Origin of the sequence: Chitinophaga sp. NPDC101104 (genome assembly GCF_050277495.1) — a bacterium.
Taxonomy (GTDB): Bacteria; Bacteroidota; Bacteroidia; order Chitinophagales; family Chitinophagaceae; genus Chitinophaga.
Map to the genome: position 1 here is coordinate 32,465 of NZ_JBNNSF010000003.1, position 20,027 is coordinate 52,491.

Here is a 20,027-nt window from a genome sequence, read left to right on the forward strand (position 1 = left end):
GCTAAAAATATTAGTATTCTCGGGGCTCTCGAATTGGCGGGAGTTTGATCCGGTGCGCTTCATCGACCATGCAGGGGAACCCCACAGCGGACTTCACCCCCTTGTTCTCGTAATACGGCACTTTTTTCGGGAAGAAGTACCCTGGATGCACCCGGTTGAATCTGGAGGTGCCGCATTTGAGAGTGCAATGCTGGATGCCGTATGAGTCGGGCTCTGACCACTTATGTTCCCGTATTGGCTTACCGGTGCCGCTAAGGGTATTGACAACCACAGGAATCCAGTAATAAGCAGATGCGATGACAATGAAGACTGCAATGAATGCGGCGATTTCGGAAGGGGTAAGCTTTTCTTTTTCCATGGGATCCGGGTTTGGGTGCGCCGGACATAAAAAAGGCGCGGAACTCAACTTGCCGCCCTTACCGACCAAGGTTTGGAAAACGGACAAGAAGAGCCCGCGCACTAACGCGGGCCTCACTTGATCCCCTGTTTTCCTTGAAAGTGGTCGGTAAGGACAGGTTCTAAGCGATGCCTTCAATATTTTTGAGGCTGCAAAGTAAGCGAATATAAGGGAAATTCTACTTGACCGCATAAATGCGGTCAATATTTTTGTGGCTTTGTTCCAATTTGGTGGAATGGATGAAATTAGGGATGAGGACTTTTTAGCGTCGCTCGGTGCTCGAATTAAGGAGTTACGCCGAAGTGCGGGCATGTCCGATCGAGATTTCGCCAATACTGCGGGTATATCCCATTCGCAGGTTCACCGGATTGAAACGGGGCAGTTAGACTCTCGGATCTGCACCCTCCGAGCAATCGCAAACACGTTAGGAATAACTGTATCTGAACTCCTGAAGGGACTATAAATCCACAATACTGTCCTTTATCTCTTGACGTAAACGCTCGCCCTCCTTCCTCAAATACGCCTTCGTCGAACTGGATCCCAACGCGTGACCATATCCCGCCTGCACGCCGCCATAGGAAACCCCAGCGTCACGCTTTGCATCGCCACCGAGACCTTTGAAAGAATAAAGGCTGATATTCAAACCTAATTTCTCTTTAACATAACTACTCCAGCGGCGAGATAAACTATTTGCGGTCAGGCTTTTTGGGCCGGATTTTAGGCCTTTGCCAAAAACGTAATAGTTATCCGGTTGCATTCCTTTCCGGGCCTTGATCCACTCCAACATAAAAGCCGGTACTGGTACAACGCGATATATTCGCGTTTTCCCTTCCATATAACTCAACTTTATTTCGGAATTGAGCCAATCAGTCATACTGTACTTGTATTGCAGGATTTCATTCGGGCGCATCCCCGTTACGTGTTCAAATCGGACAAGGTTGTATAATTCTGGGTGCAGCTTTGGAAGCTCCTGTTTTAGTATCCTCAATTCCTCATCGGTAGCGTGCCGGTGGGTTCCAAAATCGATAGGGTCTTTGTCCGCAATCTTGTCACAAGGGTTGAATTCCACGGCCTCCCACTCCTCCAGGGCATCAAAATAAGCACTGATGTATGATTTGTATCGGTTAAAAGCATTGGGTGTCCAGATTTTGCCCTTGCCCTGCTTATCGTATTCCGCCTGGCGAATTTTCCCTATCTGCTCCAGCACCATACGGATGTGAACTCGTTTTACTTTCTCCAATGGGAGTTTATCCATTCCTGCGGCCTTGATAGCTGGAATTGCATAGCGTAAACCAGTTTCATAGTTCTGGCAGCTTTTCTTCTTTAATTCTTTTTGGCGGATTTTGTAGGCGAGTTCCAGCGCTTCGGGTAGTAAAGTAGCGGGGGTAGGAACGGGAATGCCGTCCGGCGTTTTCAACTCTTGTACGGTAACAATCGGTTCCGGGATTTTCGGCTGATGGGTTTGGAGCCAAACATCGAGTTTGCAATCGTGGGGATCCCATCCGGCTTCGAGACTGTCGCGGATGATCTTGATGACAGCACGGGCTTCTCTGTCCCGTTCCTTGGCTGTCTTAAAAAAATTGATCCCCAACCGCACCTGTACACGTTTGCGTTTATTCCTTTGAATGCATGTGTGGTAAAAGTCCACATACCATTCTTGGTCAGTATCGCCACTGTACCGGTGTAATTGAGGATCAGTGTAGCCTTGCTTCAGCATAACCAATTAAATTTTCGTTGACTTTTTCGTTGACGTTAATTTAATCGGCGCTCCGGAAATCACTAAAACACAAGCTAGTAAAGAACTGCGGAGGAGAAGGGATTCGAACCCTTGATAGGCTTTCACCTATACACACTTTCCAGGCGTGCCAGTTCAACCACTCCTGCACTCCTCCGGCGGTTGAATTATTCAATTCAGGGTTGCAAAGATAGACTTTTGTTGAAACTTTCCAATTTATTTTTTGGATTTATTGGCAGTTGTAGGCCATCCGCATATACACCCCGCCTTTCTTCAGCTCGTCGAGCATCTGCCGGAGGCGCTTTTCGCGGGTTTCCTCGCGAACGGCCCTGGAGATCCAGGACAGGTAATCGTTTTGCTGATAAGCCGGCCGGGCTTCGTATTTTTCCATCAGCCCCTCGCGCTGTAAAGCCTCCCCGACATAATCGGGCATAGGCTGAAGGGCTCTTTTGAGATTGCTGAAATCGCGTTGCATGGTTAAATAGTGAAGGTTTTAGCAAATATAAGGATACCGCAAAAAACTGCCGCTACTCAATCTCCGGCTCCGAAGGCGTCAGTTCCCCGCGCAGCGGCACTTCCAGCAGCCGCTTTATCTCTTCGGGCGGCAGGTTCTGGCCAAGCAGGAACATCAGTTTGGTGGTGGCGGCCTCAAACGTCATGTCATGCCCGCTCACCACGCCGATCTTCTGCAGGTGGGTCGATGTTTCATATTTGCCGAGCTCCACGGAACCACCGTCGCACTGCGTAATATCAACCATAATGATCCCCTTGTCTGCCGCTTTCTGCAGGCATTCCGTGAACCACGATTGCGTGGTGGCGTTGCCGCTGCCGAAGGTTTCCAGCAACAGGCCGCGCATGCCGGGCGTGTTCACGATCGCTTCCACCGCGCGGCGGGTGATGCCGGGGAAAATCTTCAGCACGCCGATGTTGTTGTCCATGCTCTTGTGCACCTTCAACTCCTTCGTGGGCGCGGGAAGCATGAAATTCTGCTTGTACTTGATATCGATGCCGGCTTCTGCGAGCGCGGGATAGTTCATGGAATAAAAAGCTTCGAATTTTTCGGCGTTGTACTTCTTGGCGCGGTTGCCGCGGAAGAGCATGAAGTCGAAATAAATGCAGACTTCCGGCACCATACAATGCCCGTTCGCCTTGGTGCTGGCGATTTCCATGGCGGTGATGATGTTCTCCTTGGCGTCTGTCCGGATCTTGCCGATGGGTAACTGGCTGCCGGTGAGGATCACGGGCTTGGAAAGGTTCTCCAGCATGTAACTCAGTGCGGACGCGGTAAACGCCATGGTATCGGAACCGTGCAGGATCACGAACCCATCGTATCGCTCATACCGGTCTTCGATAATACCGGCCAGCTCGGACCATACTTCAGGATGCATATCCGATGAGTCCATCGGCGGATTGAATGCGTACACGTAAAAATCAATTCCCATCCGGTAAAGCTCGGGAAGATTGTTCCTGATCTCGTTAAAACCGATGGGCCGCAGTGCGGTCGTCTTTTCGTCGTAAATCATCCCCACGGTGCCCCCGGTATAGATGATGAGAATCTTCGTCATGTAATGCTATGGAATTGCATGCAAATGTACCGCGGAATCAGTTAGAGCATTTTGAATAATTGTTGTGCATTGGCAGTGGTAATCGAAGCCACATCCTCAATTTTTAGATTTTTTACATCTGCGACCGTCTGCGCGATCAGCGGGATGTAGCTGCTTTCGTTCCTTTTGCCGCGATAGGGGACCGGCGCCAGGTAGGGCGCGTCGGTTTCCAGGACGATGTGCTCGAGGGGGATTTGTGCCACAATGGCGTCGAGGCCCGACTTCTTAAACGTGACCACGCCGCCGATGCCAAGGTAGAACCCCAGGCCGATGATCTCCTCCGCCTCCTCCAGCGTGCCCGAAAAACAGTGGAACACGCCGGTAAGCCGCCCGTCGTGCAGCTCTTTCACCACGTCGATACAGGCCCGCGTGGCCTCCCGGCTGTGGATGGCGATAGGCAGGCCGAACTCCAGCGCCATCCTGATCTGGCTGCGGAAAGCATGGTATTGCTGCTCCTGGAGCGACTTGTCCCAATAAAAATCCAGCCCGATTTCCCCCACGCCCCAGAATTTCCGCGTTTCCAGCCACTTCCGCACAATAGCCAGCTGCTCTTCGACGTTTTCTTTCACGTAAACGGGATGCAACCCCATCATGGGCAGGCAATGTTCCGGGAAAGCCGCTTCCAGCGCCAGCATCACCCCGATGGAATCTTCGTCGATATTGGGAAGCAACATCGTCCCAACCCCCTGCCGGATGGCGCGCTGCACCATCTCCGGCCGGTCGGAGTCGAAGTTATCGGAGTATAAATGGGCGTGCGTGTCAATCCAGTTCATTATATATTGTTTTTTTCAGTTAATTGTTTATCTTTAATTTTGAGAAAAATTTAATATTTGAGATAAACCGTCCGTCAAAGGTAAGTCTCACTATGCCAATACCTATAAAAAACCTCCTACGATGAAACACTATTTTAACACGAACAAGGTGCTGTCTGTTACTGCGCTCGCCATCGGCGCCATCACCATTTTCTTCGCCTGCAAAAAGGACGACGCCAAATCCGGGGCAGACGACAAGAAAGACAACAACACCATCTCCGCCGCTGTTTCCGAAGCCAACGTCAACGCCATATATGAAGATGTGTTCAACGCATCGATCGACTATAACCGCCGCGAATTGCCTCCCGGAGGCCGTAAGGCACCGGAACAGGCAGACACCGATCCCAATCCGAACGTTTGCTATGGCGTTTTCACCGCCGAACCGGGCGATGTGCTCACCTATCCCAAAACGCTCACGATCGATTTCGAGAACGGTTGTACAGACGGCCGCGGCATCACCCGCAAAGGCAAGCTCAAAATCAAGCTCACCAGCATCCTCTGGCTGCAAGACGCCAAAGCCACCGTTACCTTCGAAAATTATTTCGTGAACGGCATCAAGGTGGAAGGTACGGTTGTCATCACCACCACCAGCTGGCTCTCCGCGAAGAAAACCTTCACGTACACGGTAACCGACGGCAAAGTGACCTATCCCAACGGCTACACCGCCACCTACAGCGGCACGCGCACGGTAGAATATAAAGACAATAACACGGTAGACACGAAAGACGATCTGTTCGAGATCACTGGGAACGCCCTGCTGAAAGACAGCCTGGGAACCGCTACCGTAGCCATCACCACTCCGCTTAAACGCGGCCTCATCTGCCCCTGGATCCAGTCTGGCGAAGTGACCGTTACCCTCAACGGCCATAGCGGCAAACTGAACTACGGCAACGGCGAGTGCGACAAAAAAGCCATCCTCACCGTAGGCGACAAAACCAAGGAAATCACCCTGTAACCGTAAACGGGCCCGATAATAACAACGCCGCATGACCCTCCCGGGCATGCGGCGTTGCCGTTTCCATATCTCCCCTACACGATCGCGCGAACCTCCCAACCCTGGCGCTTACAGTGCTCCAGCACCCGCGGCAGCGCGTAGCTCATCCGGTCCCAGGCCTTCTCGCTATCATGAAAAACCACGATGGAACCGGGTTGCAGCTTGAACACCACATTCTGCACACAGGCCTCGCCCGTGATCGCCGTGTCGAAATCCCCGCTGAGCACGTCCCACATAATGATCTGGTATTCCTTCTTCAGCTCCCTGATCTGGAACGGTGAAATCCGGCCGTACGGCGGACGGAACAACCGGGTACGGATGTATTGCGCCGCTTCCTTGATATTGGCGAGATACTTGTCTGTAGCCGTTTTCCAGCCATTGAGGTGGTTATGGGTATGATTGCCGACCGCATGCCCGTCCAGCAAAATCTGCTGGTAAATGGCAGGATGCTCCACCACATTCTTCCCGATACAGAAAAACGTGGCCTTCGCACCGTATTTTTTCAGCTGTTCCAGCACGAAAGGCGTGGCCTTGGGATGCGGACCATCGTCGAACGTCAGGTACACCGCCGGTACGGCAGGCGAGAAATTCCAGGTGCAGCTTTTGTAGAGCGACTTCAGAAAGCCGGGTGTTTTCGTAAAATAGAACATGTTAAGCGGATTAGCGTGATCGTTCCCTGCCCCGAAATTATTATTTTTGCGCCGTATGAGTCACAATAAAGTAAGGGTGCGCTTTGCGCCGAGCCCTACGGGCGGGCTTCACCTCGGCGGCGTACGCACGGTGCTGTTCAATTATCTTTTCGCCCGCCACCACAACGGTGAGTTTATCCTCCGGATCGAAGACACGGACCAGACACGCTTTGTGCCCGGCGCCGAGGAATATATCGTGGAATGCCTCCGCTGGTGCGGTCTGGAGCCTGACGAAAGCCCCCTGAAAGGCGGCCCCTACGGCCCATACCGCCAATCCGAGCGCAAACCCCTGTACCGCCAGTACGCCGAACAGCTCGTCGCCTCCGGCAACGCCTATTATGCGTTCGACACCCCCGAAGAGCTGGAAGCCATGAAGGAAGTGGAACGCGCCCGCGGCAACCATTCCCCGCAATACGGCCACGCCATCCGCGGCCACATGCGCAACTCGCTCAATATGGAACCGGCCGAAGTGAAAGCGCTCCTCGATAAAGGGACGCCCCACGTCATCCGCATCAAAATGCCGGTAAACGAGGAAGTGACGTTCACCGACATGATCCGCGGAGACGTTACCTTCCAGACCAATATCGTAGACGATAAAGTGCTGCTCAAAGCAGACGGAATGCCCACCTATCACCTGGCCGTGGTGGTCGATGATTACCTCATGAAGATCACCCACGCCTTCCGCGGCGAAGAGTGGCTCCCCTCCGCACCGGTGCATATCCTGCTCTGGCAATACCTGGGATGGGGCAACGAAATGCCGCAATGGGCGCACCTTCCGCTCATCCTGAAGCCCGATGGCAACGGTAAACTGTCCAAGCGCGACGGCGACCGCCTCGGCTTCCCCGTTTACGCCATGAACTGGACCGATCCCAAAACCGGCGATCTCACCCGTGGCTTCCGCGAAAATGGCTTCCTCCCCGAAGCGTTCATCAATATGCTGGCGATGCTCGGCTGGAACGACGGCTCCGGACAGGAAATTTTTACCATCGGGGAACTGATCGGAAAATTCTCCATCTCCCGCGTCCACAAAGGCGGCGCCAAGTTCGATTACGACAAGGCGAAATGGTTCAACCACGAATGGATCATGCGCACGCCGGACGACCGCCTCGCCGCGCTGTTCTTCCCCGTGCTGGAAGCGAAGGGCGTAGCTGCGGATGCGGATTATGTGGAAAAAATCGCCGGCCTGGTGAAAGAGCGCTGCCATTTCGTGAATGAAATCTGGGACCACGGGTTCTTTTTCTTCATCCGCCCCGAAAAATATGACCTGGATGCCGTGAAACCCAAGTGGAATGCGGACAAACAGGCTTTCTTCGGAGAATGGTCTGCCGCATTGCTGAATCAGGAAGATTTCTCCGCCGCCGCGCTGGAAGAAGGCTTCAAGGCGCTGGCCGCCGCCAGGGGCATCAAGCCGGGAGAATTGCAGTTGCCTTTCCGCATCATGCTTTGCGGTGGGAAATTCGGTCCTCCGGTATTCGATATCGCCGCTACCATCGGTAAAAACGAAACGATCGACCGTATCGCGATCGCGCTGGAAATGTTGAAATAGTATAACACGACCGCATAAACGAAAAGGCCATCCGCTGTGGATGGCCTTTTTCTATTCCGGTGAAGTCCGGTTATGCTTTTTTGGCTTCTTTGGCCCAGGTGTCTTTTAACGTCACCGTACGGTTGAACACGGGTTTTTCGGGCGTAGACTCGGCGTCGGCCACGAAATACCCTTTCCGCAGGAACTGGAAACGCTCGCCGGGCTTCGCATCGGCCAGGAACGGCTCGATGTAGGCCTTTTCGATGATTTCGAGGGAATTGGGATTGATGAGGTCCTTGAAATCGCCTTCCGCGCCAGCCGGGTTTTCGACGGTGAAAAGCCGGTCGTACAACCGCACTTCGGCCGTTTTGGCGTGCGCCGCGCTCAGCCAGTGGATGGTGCCTTTCACGCTCATGGCGCTGCCTTCCGCACCGGATTTGCTTTCGGGGATATGGGTGGCGTAAACCGTGGTCACGTTGCCGTTCTCATCCTTGTCGAACCCCGTGCATTCCACGATGTAAGCGTATTTCAGGCGCACCTTGAGCCCCACGCCGAGGCGGAAGAACTTCTTCGGCGGATTCTCCATGAAATCTTCCCGCTCGATCCACAGCGTATTGCTGAAGGTCACGTTGCGATGGCCGGCCGCCGCATCTTCCGGGTTGTTTTCTGCCTGCAGTTCCTCGGTTTGCCCTTCGGGATAGCTCGTGATCACCAGTTTGATGGGATCGAGCACGGCCATCACACGCGGCGCGGTTTTGTTCAGCTCCTCGCGGATGCAGTATTCCAGCAGCCCGAGCTCGATAATGTTGTCGCGCTTCTGGATGCCGACCCTTTCCGCGAAGGTGCGTATGCTCGACGGCGTGTAGCCGCGGCGGCGGAATGCAGCGATCGTGGGCATGCGGGGGTCGTCCCATCCGCGCACGATGCCTTCGTTCACCAGCTGCAGTAGCTTGCGCTTGCTCATCACCGTGTAACTGAGGTTCAGCCGGGCGAACTCGTACTGGTGCGAAGGGAAAATGTCCAGCTGCTGGATGAACCAGTCGTACAGCGGCCGGTGCGGGATGAATTCCAGCGTGCAGATGGAATGGGTGATATTTTCGATGCTGTCGCTCTGCCCGTGCGCGAAGTCGTACATGGGGTAGATGCTCCAGGCGTCGCCGGTGCGGTGGTGATGCGCATGTTTGATACGGTACATGATAGGGTCGCGCATGTGCATGTTGGGAGATGCCATGTCGATTTTGGCACGGAGCGTTTTGGCCCCATCGGGGTATTTGCCGGCGCGCATGTCGGCGAAGAGCTGGAGGTTTTCCTCTACGCTGCGGTTGCGGTAGGGGCTATCTTTCCCCGGCTCCGTGGGCGTGCCTTTTAGCGCGGCGATCTCGGCGGCGGTGGAATCGTCCACATACGCGAAGCCTTTCTTGATCAGCTCCACGGCGTATTGATACAACTGTTCGAAGTAATCGGACGCATATAACTCTTTGGCCCATTGGAAACCGAGCCATTGGATGTCTTCCTTGATGGAGTCTACATACTCCGTGTCTTCCGTAACGGGGTTGGTGTCGTCGAAACGGAGGTTGGTCTGGCCGCCGTATTTCTGCGCCAGCCCGAAATTGAGGCAAATGCTTTTGGCATGGCCGATATGGAGGTAGCCGTTGGGCTCGGGAGGGAAGCGCGTGAGCACCCGCCCGCTGTTTACGCCTTTGGCAATGTCTTCTTCTACGATCTGTTCCAGGAAATTCAGTGATCTTTCTTCGCTCATATTTGGCAGTTTATCCGAATTGCAAAGGTAATATAATTGAAAACACGCTTTTGCCGCACTTTCGGGGAAAATACTACATTTACAATCCAATTATAGGAATTATGGTCAACCCGAATCAACGTCCCATCCGCGTACTGGTAGCCAAAGTAGGGCTCGACGGCCACGACCGCGGCGCCAAGGTGATCGCCTCCGCCCTCCGCGATGCGGGGATGGAAGTGATATATACCGGACTGCGGCAGACGCCGGAAATGGTAGTGAACGCAGCCTTGCAGGAAGACGTGGACGCCATCGGCGTAAGCATCCTGTCGGGCGCGCATATGACCGTATTCCCGAAAATCATCGCCCTGATGAAGGAAAAAGGGATGGACGATGTGCTGCTGACCGGCGGCGGCATCATCCCGGACACGGATATGCAGGAACTGTACGCCCTCGGCGTGGGGAAACTCTTCCCGCCCGGCACCCATACCCGGGAAATTGCCGATTATATTGATAGCTGGACACGGGAGCACAGGGAATTTTAATTTTTTTGAAACTTTTCACAAACACGTTCGTCTTCTTTACGGACGGCAGCATAACGATGGCTTTCCGGGGCAACCAAAACGGAAAGCCCGGCCGGATGATAAGCGGCTGTCCCCATCCTTAACCAAGTAAAGTTGAAACCATCATGAAAATTGTCCGCTACGCAACGCTGTGCCTGGCCCTTACCGCCTCCGCAACCACTCTCTGTGCCCAGGAAGACACGAAAACCAGCGATACCACGATCGTGTCTACCGAAACCAAAAAGAAAGTGAGCTTCCATTTTCACATCTACGCGCCCCCGAAACCCGGTAAAGGCTATATAACCGCCGGCGGAAACGGGCCGCTGCTCTCTTTCGCCAATGTGAAACTGAACGATGAGCGCATGCGCAACATCCCCCGTTTCACCGTTTTCTTCAACGTCGGCACGAACTATAACTATGATTTCAATAATAATATCGGCATATTTAGTGGATTGAATATCAAAAATATAGGTATTATCACCAAACCCAACGACTCCGTGAAGCTGAAACAGCGAGTATATACGCTGGGCGTTCCGGTGGGGATTAAGATCGGGGACCTCCGCAGCGGGACCTTCCTGTATTTCGGCGGGGAATATGACATGGCTTTCAATTACAAGGAGAAATATTTCCTCGACGGCGACAAGAAATCCAAGTTCAACGAGTGGTTCAGCGACCGGACGGACCTGTTCATGCCTTCGCTTTTCGCCGGGTTCCGCTTTGGGTCGGCGTTTGGGGTGAAAGGACAGTATTACCTGAACAATTTCTTCAACGAAGATTATACCGAAACCAAGGGCGGTGTGAAAACGCAGCCTTATAAAAACCTGAAAGCCAATATGATGTTCGTGACATTGAGCTACAACTTCGGGATCAAGGCCAGGTCGCACAACAAGACCACCACCACTACCGAGTACCGCAAAGGCACGAAGGTGATCATCGAAAAAAGAACGGAAATTACTGATTAACAATATTTTAGCCAACAAATGAGAAGGGCGCTGCCGGAAGGGCGGCGCCTTTTTTATTTCCCGTATCCCTTCATTAGGCTTAAATTAGCCGGATCATACCGAAACAAAACATCTTGCCATATGTACCAAACCCTTAGCACGCAAATCAACGACGGCATCCTGGAGATCACGATCAACCGGCCGGACAAGCTCAACGCCCTGAACCGCGAGGTGATGCACGACCTGGCGCTGGCGGTGGACGAAGTGTACAAGAACAAGGACGTGTATGCGGCCATTATTACCGGCAGCGGGCCCAAGGCGTTCATCGCCGGGGCGGATATTTCCGAGTTCCTGGAGTTATCGCCCGAGCAGGGGATGGAGCTGGCGAAGAAGGGGCATACCATTTTCCAGCGGATCGAGGATTGCCATAAGCCCATCGTGGCGGCGGTGAACGGATTTGCGCTGGGCGGCGGATGCGAGTTGGCCATGGCCTGCCATTTCCGGCTGGCGAGCGCCAATGCGAAGTTCGGGCAGCCCGAAGTGAACCTGGGGATCATTCCCGGGTATGGCGGCACCCAGCGGCTGACGCGCCTCATCGGGAAAGGGAAAGCCCTGGAGCTCATGCTCACGGGAGACATGATTTCGGCCGAAGAAGCCTTGAAATGGGGGCTCGTCAACCACGTCACCTCCCCGGAAGAGCTGCTGCCCAAAACCCGCGAACAGCTGGCCAAAATCCGTGAAAAGGCGCCCCTGGCCGTGGCGCGCGTCATCAAATGCGTCAATACCTACTTCAAATACGACGAAAACGGGTTCGAGACGGAAATCACCGAATTCGGGGCCTGCTTCGCCACCAAAGACCTCACGGAAGGCGCTTCCGCTTTCATTCAAAAACGTAAACCCAATTTCAAAGGAGAATAAACCGCAGGTTCTGTAACTTTACGGTCCAAAATTTCAAGTATTATGGATTTCAGGATAGAGAAAGACACGATGGGCGAGGTGAAAGTGCCTGCCAACGCATATTTTGGGGCACAAACCCAACGTTCCATCGACAACTTCAGGATAGCCCAGGACATTAACAGGATGCCGAAGGAAATCATCAAAGCCTTCGCTTACCTGAAAAAAGCCGCCGCCCTCACCAACCGCGACGCCGGCGTACTGCCCGCAGAAAAAGCAGAGCTCATCGGTAAAGTGTGCGACGAGATCCTCGAAGGCAAACTCGATAACGAATTCCCCCTCGTGGTTTGGCAAACCGGCTCCGGCACCCAATCCAACATGAACGTGAACGAAGTGGTCGCTTACCGCGCACACGTCATCAACGGCGGCCAGCTCACCGATAAAGACAAGGTATTGCATCCGAACGACGATGTGAACAAATCACAATCCTCCAACGATACCTTCCCCACCGCCATGCACATCGCGGCGTATAAAATGCTCGTGGAAGTAACCATCCCCGGCATCACCAAACTCCGCAACACCCTCGCTGCCAAAGCGAAGGCATACATGCACATCGTGAAGATCGGCCGCACCCATTTCATGGACGCCACACCGCTCACGCTGGGCCAGGAAATCAGCGGATACGTATCCCAGCTCGATCATGGCCTGCGCGCCATCAACAACACGCTGCCCCACCTGTCTGAATTGGCGCTCGGCGGCACCGCGGTAGGTACCGGCATCAACACGCCCGAAGGGTACGACGTGAACGTTGCGAAGCACATCGCCGCGCTCACCGGCCTGCCTTTCGTGACCGCAGAAAATAAATTCGAATCCCTCGCCGCGCACGACGCCATCGTGGAAGCCCACGGCGCGCTGAAAACGGTAGCCGTTAGCCTGATGAAAATCGCCAACGACATCCGCATGCTTAGCTCCGGCCCCCGCTCCGGCATCGGCGAGCTTTTCATCCCCGACAACGAGCCCGGATCCTCCATCATGCCCGGTAAAGTGAACCCCACCCAGTGCGAGGCCCTCACCATGATCGCCGCACAGGTGCTCGGGAACGACGTGGCCATCAACATCGGCGGCGCCACCGGCCACTTCGAGCTGAACGTCTTCAAACCCATGATGATCTATAACTTCCTCCACTCGGCACGCCTGCTGGGCGACGGTTGCGTAAGCTTTAACGACAAGTGTGCGGAAGGACTGGCGCCCATCGAGGAAAACATTAAAAAGCACGTAGACAATTCCCTCATGCTCGTAACCGCCCTTAACACGAAGATCGGTTACTACAAAGCCGCCGAGATCGCGCAGAAAGCGCACAAGGAAGGCACCACGCTGAAGGAAATGGCCGTGAAACTGGGTTACGTAACGCCCGAAGAATTCGACGCCTGGGTGATCCCCGCCAACATGGTCGGTAAACTCGGATAAGCGAAACCGAACGATAAAAGAAAAAGGTTGTCTGCAGATGCGGACAACCTTTTTTTATGGAGTATAAGCAGTGATCAAAACAGGATTCGGGCGCTACCTACTGATTTATGTAATTGTCCGTAATAATCAGTGTAGGTAAATGCGAGTTGGCAGAATTGGACGATTCTTTTCCCGTTTTCTGCTAATACATACACTTTACCGTCCTGCGCAGTAAAGTTCCCGACACGGTTTTCCATTGATACATGCACTTCGCCTTTCTCAATAGCATAAATCCCGGGTAAAGGATCGCCCATTCTAAACCTGATCCTGGTCGTTTCGGCTTGATATTGCGCTGCGATTATTTCATTATTCACGTAATCTACTTTTGCAAATGGCCAATTGGCGAAGCCTCCGGTATTATCCGGCAATGAGCAAGGCAATTCCACCGGCATGATAGCGAGTGAATCAGTGTGCGCGGTATAACGGCAGCCGTTCTCCGTCACGATATCGACGGAATAGACGCCTGAGTTAAAACCACTGGCATTCCGGATGGAAGGCGATTTTTCATGAGAGCTGAAGTGAAGCGGGCCATACCAATGATAATAAATGGCATCATCGATCCCGGTTATACTTAGGATGAGCGTTTCGCCGGGATCTACGCCAGCGTTGAAAGTGGCCACAGGGTGAATGTCCGGGCAGATTTTATCGGGTTCGTTTTTGCAGGAGATCTGACTGATTACGAAACAGGCGGCGATGTATAGTTTTGCAGTAAAGCGCATAAAGTTCATTTTAAAGGGATCCTCCAAACACGAGTCCAATACTCAGCGATACATAACCGCTGTTTTCAAGGGTTACTTTGGGGCCTGGTCGAATACCGGCTTCCGCCCCTGTGCGGAGCCCATATCATTTGCCAATGGCGTTGGTACGTATACCAGTCCTGAACCCCAGTTTGGAAACTTCGGTCTGGCTGACATCGATACGCTGGGGAACATATGTATCCGCGCCGGTATACTGCTTAAGTGACGACCAGTACAGCATATCCTGGAATGCCGTCTGATGCGCATACATCACATCAACATAAAGGTCTGTCTGTTTCCTGACTTGCCGGATGCCATCGTAACTGTCATCATGAAGCCGGATTTTCAGATCATGAAAAGATGAAAGGCTGGCGCCAGCGGTGATGATGCCGGATTTGAATATGGTGGATTGTCGGGTGGGATCGGGCGTTATCTCATAGTCAGTTCCCTGGTGGTGATAAATGTAAGCTGGGGTATTGGTTGCGTACCATATTCCCGTTTCGCTACGCACCAGGCGATTGTCCCGCTGATATCCCAGGCGGAGCATGATGGATTTTTGTACATCACCTTTGATAGCGCCTACTACTTCGTTCAAGGTACGACCAAGTCTTTTCTTGCCTATCCCGAGGCCATACTTCCCTTCCTTTTTCCAGCTTTTAACCGAAAAAGCAGTGGTAATATCCAGGTTGCTGGTTTTGCTGTAGTTGAGCGGGCCGCCTACTTCGGAACCATTATTGGGCGGGTTTTTCCCCCCTTTGCTGGCTCCCGGGTTATCGAGATAGGCTATTTGATAGTCGGCGAAGACGCTGATTTTGCTTTGATGTGTGTAAAAGAAACCAATACCGCCACGGATATTGAGATTGAGCATATGGACATCCGCATTGGCGAGGTTAAGTGCGATGCCGGACAGATCGAAATGCCCAGGATCATTGCGCAGCAAATCGTAGTACATGAACTCATCGAGTTGTACCCGGTTTTTGTTTATTTCTTTATTGGCTTTACGGATGGAATCAGTTTGAGCATCCGGTAGGATGGTATCTCCAAGTGGGAACGCGTAACATTTTTCATTATATACGTTTACCGATTTTTGGAAAAGCTCCCTTCCTTTATTTTTATTCACGAGCCAGATGACGCCGCTGGTAGTCATAACAGTGGCGCCTAAACCAAGCGCAAGCAGGTGCCGGCTGTCTTTGTTTTGCGGATTGGCAATGAATCCTGAGAAGAAGAGCGCGGTTCCCGTTGTGAGTCCGCCCCATAAAAATCTTCTGGCTTTTTGCAGATGCTTATTGCCCTCATCCAATATTTCACGGGCTTCCCAACAGCGGTTGTAGTACCGTCTGAGAATGTCGCCATTTTTATAGATTAAGACAGGGGTTCTGCCGTTAATACTGAGAAGTTGCAGCGTGACTTTTGACTCCCGGGGAAGGCCTCTGGAATCGGTTGTGCGTATGGTTTTGGTCTGGTATTTTATCTCCAGTTTCGTGGTATTGAGCGCCCTCCTGGCTGCTGTCCGGGCTTTGGCAATGGAATCCAATTGTGCATGTGCCATCATGGGGGCCAACAAACACAACATCCCCACCAGATACTTGCGTAGTTTCATCGTAGGTATAGGTTAATAAAGGGATGCAAAGTATAACGAATGTATTCGTTATACATGACACATAGGTGCTATTTGTATTGAAGGGGCTATTATTTCATGATGGTGAGGATGATCGTGCGAAGACTCATGGCGATCACCAGTACGGCTACCATGATCATGAGCGGCTTGCGCTTCATTTTTTTGACGAGGATGGCGGCAAAGGGAGATGCGATCACACCGCCCAGGATGAGCCCGATGATCACCTGCCAGCTGTCTACCCCGTTGAAGAAAAGCAGCGTTCCCGCGCTGGACGCGGCGATGAAGAATTCCGCCGCATTCACGGAGCCGATGGTATAATTCACCGTGCGGCCTTTCGCGAGCAGGGTCGAGGTCACGATCGGGCCCCAGCCCCCTCCGCCGATGGAATCCATGAAACCGCCGAAAAACGCCAGCGGACCGAGGCGCTTGGTCTTGCTCTTGGGCTTGCGTTTCTGCAATGCCTTGCGGAGGATCAGCACGCCGAGGATCATGAGGTATGCGCTCATGAAGGGTTTGATGACATCGCCGTCGATAACGTCCGAAAGCAGCCATGCGCCTGCGATAGCGCCGATCATGCCCGGGATGAGGAGATGCAGGAATAATTTCTTGTTGACGTTGCCCAGCTTGAAGTGCGCGATGCCGCTGGCGCCCGTCGTGAACACTTCGGCCACGTGAACGCTGGTGCTCGTCATGGCCGGAGACACGCCCAAACCCAGCAGGAGCGAAGAAGACGTGGCGCCATACGCCATGCCCAATGCCCCGTCGATCATTTGCGCCGTCAGCCCCACACCCATGAAAAACAGGAGCTTGCTGGTGAAAATGTCCTGCACCGACTTCGCGATCCGCGTTTGCGCATCGTGCGAAATGCCGTAGTGATACGTGAACCACAGGCCGGCCGCCACCGCCAGGATAGACAGCCCGATCGTCACCCAGATCCAGTAACTCTTTTTATTGTCCTCGTTCACGAGGTCTATGAGCACTTTCTGGGTGGCATCGGTAGCTACACGCTGTTCCGCCTTATCGATCACCTCATTATGCGACATGACTAATTATTAATTAAGTCTACAGGAATTGTGGACTAAAAATAGAAGTAATCCACGGTTTATCCAAATATTTCTGTCCTTAATTCAAAAAAAGGCGGAGGCCGCTAAGCGCCTCCGCCGGACAGGTTGGTTTTTGTGTAACAGGGTTTCCAATAGTATGGTTAAGCGGCCGCAGCGGGCTGCGGCGCGCCTTCAGTTATTTGGTCAGCAAGCCTTCGATGGTGAAGGATGCATAGTACAATGCGCCGATGGTAGGGCCCGCCGCGTATTGGATATAGCGGTGGTTGAACAGGTTGGAACCGCCCACCTTGATGGTGGTTTTCGCCTTGGGAATGCGATAGTTCACCTGTGCGTCTACGGTGCTGAACGCCGGCACGTCGCCGTTGGCCAGCGGGCTTTCCCAATAGAACGTGTTCTGCCAGCGCCACACCACGTTGAAGCCGAAATTCTTCAGCAGCTCGCGGTTGCCGAAGCTGATATTGCTCACCCAGTCGGGCGTGTTGAACCCGGTGGCGAACACGTCTTTTTCCTTGTTGTCGACGATGTCGTTGTAGTTCAGGTTACCCGCCACGGTCCATTTCTTGTAGAAATTGTACGTCAAACCCAGCGATGCGCCGTAGTTGTCGTAGGTATTCTTGGCGTTGGTATACACCCGGTAGCGGGTTTGCTTGCTGCGGTTGGCGGCGAGCATGTCGAGCACGGAAGCGTCCGTCCCTACTTTATCCGTTGCGGGCACCGCTACTTCCACCTGGCCGAGGAAGCCGTCGTACCGGTTGTAATACGCATCCGCGTCAACCACGAATTTATTGCCGAGCAGCACGCTGCGGTACCCTACTTCGAAGGAGTTGATCCGCTCGGGGCGGGTAGGGCTGAGCGCGGTGATATCCAGCAGGGCCTTGTTTTTCAGGGCGGCGTCGTTGGCGGAAAGCCCGTCGGCCACGTCTTTGTTCACGGCATTATTGAAGTTGTTCACGGAGGCGAGGGTGTAGGAATTCTCCAGGTATCCCAATCCATCGTTGATGTAGGAAAGGCCGCCCACACGGCGCACGTTGCCGTTGTTTACGAACGAAAGTGCTTCGAACAGCGCGGGGAAGCGGAAGCCGTTCTGCCAGCTGGCGCGGAAGTTATGTTTCTGCGCAAGGGTGTAAACGGCCGCCAGGCGCGGGTTGATCTTGGGGTCGAACTCGGGGTTGTAATCCACGCGGATGGAGCCTACCAGCTTCAGTTTGTCTTCGAAGAAAGTTTTGCTCACCTGCGCGAAGCCGCCGAATTTCTTGTAGTGGACGTTCTTCCCGCCCGGAGTGGTCCTTTCTTTCACGGGCTTGGTGAAGTCGACGAAGTTATTGCCGTCGGGGATCACTTCATACAGCCTGCCGTCTGTTCCCACCAGCAGGTTGAAGAGTTTTACGTGGCGGCTAAGGTCCCACTGGGCATCTACGTGATACACGCGGCTATGCTGATCGAGCCAGGCGCCGCCGGTGGCGGGCGCTCCGGCAACCGCGGCGGCGTGGTCCCAGTTGTTGATGCCGATGATGGTTTGTTTCAGGGCGTCGAACTCAGGCGTTCCGGGCTGAACGCGGCCCTGGTCGGCGGTTGAGCGCGCGCGGCGCATGGCTTCGGCGAGCTCGGTGCCGGCGTTGATTTCCGACTGGAGTTTGGCTTTGAAGGCGTCTCTCCAGGCGTTGTTGCTTTTATTGGTAAGGTCGAGGTTGTCGGTCAGGGGTTTGAGGTTATAGGAATTACCGGTATTTTCCAGCATCACATATCCGCGAACGAAATAATCCGCGCCGCGCAGTTCGAGTTTGTGGTTCTGCACTTTCACACCGTCCAGCTGGATTTTGTTCCCGCGCTGGAAGAGGCCGTCCATTTCACCGAAACGGTAAGTATAGCTCAGTTCCGCCTTCGGCGTGATGCGCCAGTACAGGCCCAGGTCGGCTTTGATATTTTCGACCGTGGGGTTTACGAGGTCTTTTTCCCAATAACCCGTGCGACGAACGTTGAAAGTTTCGTTCTTGCCGTTCAGCGTCACGCCTACGGAAACGTTGTTGTTGTTCTCGTCGCCGTATTTGTTCCAGGCGTCGTAAGCGGGATTGTTGGCAGCGCCGTTGAGCGCGGGGAAGCGGCTGTTGGCGGCGGCGTTCTGGTCTTTGGCGGTGCTGGCGCGCCAGTCGGTACCGCGGAGGTAGCTGACGTTCACCTTGAACGCGACCTTATCTTTCCAGGCGTGGGCGTAGCGGATAGCGGTTTCGGTGAGCACGCTGGGGTCGTAATCGATACCGTCTACGTGGTTCACGCCGATTTTCTGGTAAACGCTGAGGCCTTTATATAAGAAAGGGCTTTTTGTCTGCAGGTTGGCCATGCCGTTGATGGCGTTCATGCCATACAAAGCGGAAGCCGCGCCGGGCGTGATTTCCACGCTCTGGATGTCGAGCTCGGTGGGGCCGATGGCGTTGCCAAGAGGCACGCCGAGGGTGGCGGCCTGCATGTCTACACCGTCTACCAGTTGCATGAAGCGGAAGTTATTGGGGATGTTGAAGCCCCGGGTATTGGGAACTTTAAACGTGAGGCTGGATGTGGTCATCTGTACGCCTTTCACGTTTTCGAGGGCATCATAGAAGCTGGGGGCGGGCGATTCCTTGATGGCGCGGATATCGAGTTTTTCGATGGCCACGGGCGATTTGAGGGCTTCTTCCTCTACGCGCGATGCGGTTACCACTACCTCCTTGCCCAGGAGGGTTTGGGTGGCCAGGCCGATGTCGAGCCGGGAACCGGTGCCGGTTACTTCGAATTCCTGCGACTGGAAGCCGAGGCTGGAGAACACGAGCGTAAAGGGGAATTTTAGGCGGGATTTCAGGACGAAGTTCCCGCTATTGTCAGTAGTGGTGCCGGCGATAGTGCCTTTTACCTGTATGCTGACGCCGGGAATGGCCTCGCCGGTGGTCTGGTCTTTTACCTTACCGGAAATCTGCACGATGTTGCTTTCCTGGCCGCTGGCGAAAAGCGCAACCAGCAGCAGGGGCAAGGCGAACAGGAGTCGGAGGCGATTGTAAACTGTTTTCATATAGTTTTTGGCTTGATAAATACTATTAGTCTATAGGAATTGTAGACAAAATTAGATGGGAAATCGGAATTTTGCAAGAAAGGAGGGGAAGAATTTTTTAAATCGGCCATGGTAAAGGGTTTCAGGATGGGCCCGCCGCGTCCGCCCCGCAGCCGGCGGGCCCTGGGGCTACC

General features: G+C 53.6%; 18 protein-coding genes and 1 tRNA gene. 7 read left to right on the forward strand and 12 right to left on the reverse strand.

Features of this window, described 5'->3' with window-relative positions; translation table 11 throughout:
- Positions 1-10 precede the first annotated feature (10 nt).
- Positions 11-358, reverse strand: a complete 348-nt coding sequence (locus ACQKLP_RS21925; protein WP_427325115.1) for a hypothetical protein — start codon at positions 356-358, stop codon at positions 11-13.
- Between the two features lie 274 nt (positions 359-632).
- On the opposite strand from ACQKLP_RS21925, the gene ACQKLP_RS21930 reads away from it, so the two are divergent.
- The gene (locus ACQKLP_RS21930) at positions 633-860 is read left to right on the forward strand and encodes a helix-turn-helix domain-containing protein (protein ID WP_427325116.1); all 228 of its coding nucleotides are present in this window, start codon (positions 633-635) and stop codon (positions 858-860) included.
- Here ACQKLP_RS21930 and ACQKLP_RS21935 read toward each other — a convergent pair.
- From ACQKLP_RS21935 to ACQKLP_RS21955, 5 genes are all read right to left on the reverse strand, one after another.
- On the reverse strand, positions 855-2,114 hold the full coding sequence (locus ACQKLP_RS21935) for a tyrosine-type recombinase/integrase (RefSeq protein WP_427325117.1): 1,260 nt from the start codon (positions 2,112-2,114) through the stop codon (positions 855-857). The genes ACQKLP_RS21930 and ACQKLP_RS21935 overlap by 6 nt on opposite strands.
- 88 nt (positions 2,115-2,202) lie before the next feature.
- A tRNA-Ser gene (locus ACQKLP_RS21940) sits at positions 2,203-2,289 on the reverse strand.
- A gap of 72 nt (positions 2,290-2,361) precedes the next feature.
- Positions 2,362-2,607, reverse strand: a complete 246-nt coding sequence (locus ACQKLP_RS21945) for a YdeI/OmpD-associated family protein (RefSeq protein ID WP_427325118.1) — start codon at positions 2,605-2,607, stop codon at positions 2,362-2,364.
- Between the two features lie 52 nt (positions 2,608-2,659).
- Positions 2,660-3,697 (reverse strand): asparaginase, encoded by a 1,038-nt coding sequence (locus tag ACQKLP_RS21950; RefSeq protein WP_427325119.1) that lies wholly within the window; start codon positions 3,695-3,697, stop codon positions 2,660-2,662.
- 41 nt (positions 3,698-3,738) lie between these two features.
- Entirely contained in the window at positions 3,739-4,509 is a 771-nt protein-coding gene (locus tag ACQKLP_RS21955; RefSeq protein ID WP_427325120.1) for a TatD family hydrolase, read from the reverse strand.
- 121 nt (positions 4,510-4,630) lie between these two features.
- Here ACQKLP_RS21955 and ACQKLP_RS21960 point away from each other — a divergent pair, with 121 nt between their 5' ends.
- Positions 4,631-5,503, forward strand: a complete 873-nt coding sequence (locus ACQKLP_RS21960) for a hypothetical protein (protein ID WP_427325121.1) — start codon at positions 4,631-4,633, stop codon at positions 5,501-5,503.
- Between the two features lie 74 nt (positions 5,504-5,577).
- On the opposite strand, the gene ACQKLP_RS21965 is transcribed toward ACQKLP_RS21960, so the two are convergent.
- Positions 5,578-6,192: a polysaccharide deacetylase family protein gene (locus ACQKLP_RS21965; RefSeq protein ID WP_427325122.1), complete on the reverse strand. Its 615-nt coding sequence runs from the start codon at positions 6,190-6,192 to the stop codon at positions 5,578-5,580.
- A 55-nt stretch (positions 6,193-6,247) separates the two neighbouring features.
- On the opposite strand from ACQKLP_RS21965, the gene gltX reads away from it, so the two are divergent.
- Positions 6,248-7,777, forward strand: a complete 1,530-nt coding sequence (gene gltX, locus ACQKLP_RS21970; protein ID WP_427325123.1) for a glutamate--tRNA ligase — start codon at positions 6,248-6,250, stop codon at positions 7,775-7,777.
- A gap of 70 nt (positions 7,778-7,847) precedes the next feature.
- On the opposite strand, the gene ACQKLP_RS21975 is transcribed toward gltX, so the two are convergent.
- On the reverse strand, positions 7,848-9,515 hold the full coding sequence (locus ACQKLP_RS21975) for a glutamine--tRNA ligase/YqeY domain fusion protein (protein WP_427325124.1): 1,668 nt from the start codon (positions 9,513-9,515) through the stop codon (positions 7,848-7,850).
- A gap of 101 nt (positions 9,516-9,616) precedes the next feature.
- Here ACQKLP_RS21975 and ACQKLP_RS21980 point away from each other — a divergent pair, with 101 nt between their 5' ends.
- The 4 genes from ACQKLP_RS21980 to fumC all read left to right on the forward strand — a co-directional run bounded on the left by ACQKLP_RS21980 (position 9,617) and on the right by fumC (position 13,356).
- Positions 9,617-10,036, forward strand: a complete 420-nt coding sequence (locus tag ACQKLP_RS21980; protein WP_341841730.1) for a cobalamin B12-binding domain-containing protein — start codon at positions 9,617-9,619, stop codon at positions 10,034-10,036.
- 143 nt (positions 10,037-10,179) lie between these two features.
- Positions 10,180-11,016: a hypothetical protein gene (locus ACQKLP_RS21985; protein ID WP_427325125.1), complete on the forward strand. Its 837-nt coding sequence runs from the start codon at positions 10,180-10,182 to the stop codon at positions 11,014-11,016.
- Between the two features lie 120 nt (positions 11,017-11,136).
- On the forward strand, positions 11,137-11,913 hold the full coding sequence (locus tag ACQKLP_RS21990; protein ID WP_427325127.1) for an enoyl-CoA hydratase/isomerase family protein: 777 nt from the start codon (positions 11,137-11,139) through the stop codon (positions 11,911-11,913).
- Positions 11,914-11,955: 42 nt separating this feature from the next.
- The gene (gene fumC, locus ACQKLP_RS21995) at positions 11,956-13,356 is read left to right on the forward strand and encodes a class II fumarate hydratase (protein WP_427325128.1); all 1,401 of its coding nucleotides are present in this window, start codon (positions 11,956-11,958) and stop codon (positions 13,354-13,356) included.
- Positions 13,357-13,430: 74 nt separating this feature from the next.
- Here the strand turns inward: fumC and ACQKLP_RS22000 are convergent, their stop codons facing one another.
- The 4 genes from ACQKLP_RS22000 to ACQKLP_RS22015 form a co-directional block, all read right to left on the reverse strand.
- Positions 13,431-14,114, reverse strand: a complete 684-nt coding sequence (locus ACQKLP_RS22000) for a hypothetical protein (RefSeq protein ID WP_427325129.1) — start codon at positions 14,112-14,114, stop codon at positions 13,431-13,433.
- A gap of 124 nt (positions 14,115-14,238) precedes the next feature.
- Positions 14,239-15,732 (reverse strand): hypothetical protein, encoded by a 1,494-nt coding sequence (locus ACQKLP_RS22005; RefSeq protein ID WP_427325130.1) that lies wholly within the window; start codon positions 15,730-15,732, stop codon positions 14,239-14,241.
- 89 nt (positions 15,733-15,821) lie between these two features.
- Positions 15,822-16,793, reverse strand: a complete 972-nt coding sequence (locus ACQKLP_RS22010; protein ID WP_427325131.1) for a sulfite exporter TauE/SafE family protein — start codon at positions 16,791-16,793, stop codon at positions 15,822-15,824.
- 196 nt (positions 16,794-16,989) lie between these two features.
- Positions 16,990-19,854: a TonB-dependent receptor gene (locus ACQKLP_RS22015; RefSeq protein ID WP_427325132.1), complete on the reverse strand. Its 2,865-nt coding sequence runs from the start codon at positions 19,852-19,854 to the stop codon at positions 16,990-16,992.
- Positions 19,855-20,027 lie beyond the last annotated feature (173 nt).